2 protein-coding genes are annotated in these 1829 nt (G+C 39.8%); both read left to right on the top strand.

The genetic code is table 11. From position 1 onward, the window contains the following. A partial coding sequence (locus AC1DRF_RS25805) for an orotidine 5'-phosphate decarboxylase / HUMPS family protein (protein WP_477742055.1) occupies positions 1–433 on the top strand: 433 nt, incomplete at its 5' end. A 362-nt stretch (positions 434–795) separates the two neighbouring features. Then, on the top strand, positions 796–1829 hold a 1034-nt coding region (locus AC1DRF_RS25810), incomplete at its 3' end, for an NAD(P)/FAD-dependent oxidoreductase (RefSeq protein WP_477742056.1).

Below are 1829 nucleotides of genomic sequence, written 5' to 3' on the forward strand. Positions count from 1 at the left end.
AATGAAAGCTTCTGAAGCGGGTGCTAGTATTATTACGATTCTTGGCGCTACTGATGATTCGACTATAAAAGGCGCTGTAGAAGAGGCCAAAAAACAAGGAACACAAATTCTTGTTGATATGATTAATGTAARAAACCTTGAGCAACGTGCAAAAGAAGTCGATGCACTCGGTGTTGACTATATTTGTGTACACACAGGGTATGATCTTCAAGCTGAAGGAGAAACCCCGTTCGAGCAGCTTCAAACGATTAAACGAGTTGTGAAACATGCAAAAACAGCGGTGGCAGGAGGTATTAAACTGAATACACTTCCTGAAGTCGTGCAGTCACAGCCGGATCTTGTGATTGTAGGCGGGGGGATTACAAGTGAAAAAGACAAAAGAAACGTTGCAGAAGAAATGAAAAAAGTAGTCAAACAAGCAACTTTGGTCTAAAAAGAAGCAAAAGTATTTAAGCCTTCAAAATTAATTAATCGGTAAATGGTTGAAAAAGAAGATAGCTAAGTTATTTTAGCTATCTTCTTTCCGTCATTTTTGGTATAACCATTCATTGATAAGTGTCATTTTGACAGATAGATAGTTTCTTTAAAATTCGTTATTCGAAAGAAAAAGACGGCAGTTTTTCTGGTATTTTAAAGTTAAGAAAGCGTTATCCGAACATTAGCGGAAGAAAGTCTGAAAAAATCTATGTCACACTTTATGACAAAACACTTTGAAAATTATGAATATTAAAAATATAATTAACTATCGACAATATTTAACATCTTCAAACCAAAAAAGGAGGGAGATATAAAGTGATGGAACATAAGAGGATAGTAGTGATAGGAGCTGGAATTGTCGGGTGCAGCATTGCCTATTATTTAAGTAAAATGGGGCAACGAAACATAACAGTGATTGAGCAAGGCCCTTTGTTCGAAACGGGAGGATCTACTTCTCACGCTCCGGGGCTTGTATTTCAGCTTAGCTTTTCAAAAATCCTGACAACACTAGCTTCTCAAACAGTCGAGACCTTTAAAGAGTTGAGTACAGATGAACAGCGCTCGTTTTATCCTGTCGGCAGTTTAGAAGTTGCCCGTACACCAGAGCGATTAGAAGACCTAAAGAGAAAGGCTGGTGTTGCCAGCTCATGGGGAATCGAAGCTTTTCTTCTTTCACCGCAGGAATGCGCGGAAAAAAATTCGCTAATTTGTCCTGAGCGTATTTGCGGAGGTCTCTATGTTCCGTCAGACGGTATTGCCAAACCTTTGCATGCCGTTGATAAAATGACTCGTTTTTCTAAAGAGTGCGGAGTAGAATTTTACGGTCATACAGAAGTGAAGAATATCGAAGTGACAAATGGTCAAGTAAAAGCAGTGTACACGAGCGCTGGAAAATTTGAAGCAGATGTAATCGTGTGCTGTGCCGGATTTTGGGGACCTCGCATCGGAGAAATGGTTGGTGTAACGATTCCTCTTCAGCCGATGGCTCATCAATATGTGTTTACAAATGATTTACTTGAATTAAACGGAGAAACGGAAGAAGCCGCGACTCCTCTTATTCGAGATCAGGATAATGCAATTTATTTTCGTCAGGTAGAGAAAGGGCTTGGGATTGGATCATATCAGCATAAGCCATTTCCAGTCGAACTCAGTGACATTACAAAATACGGAGAAACAAAAGAAATGCCTTCTGTTAAACCTTTTACACCAAAAGATTTTGAAAAACCGTGGGAAGATGCAATGGAATTAATTCCGGCTTTAAAACGAGCAGGAATAAAAAAAGGAATGAACGGCATTTTTTCCTTCACACCTGATGGGATGCCGCTGCTTGGCGAATCCCAAGCAGTAGGGGG

The sequence above is a fragment of the Priestia sp. P5_B4 genome (genome assembly GCF_056400385.1).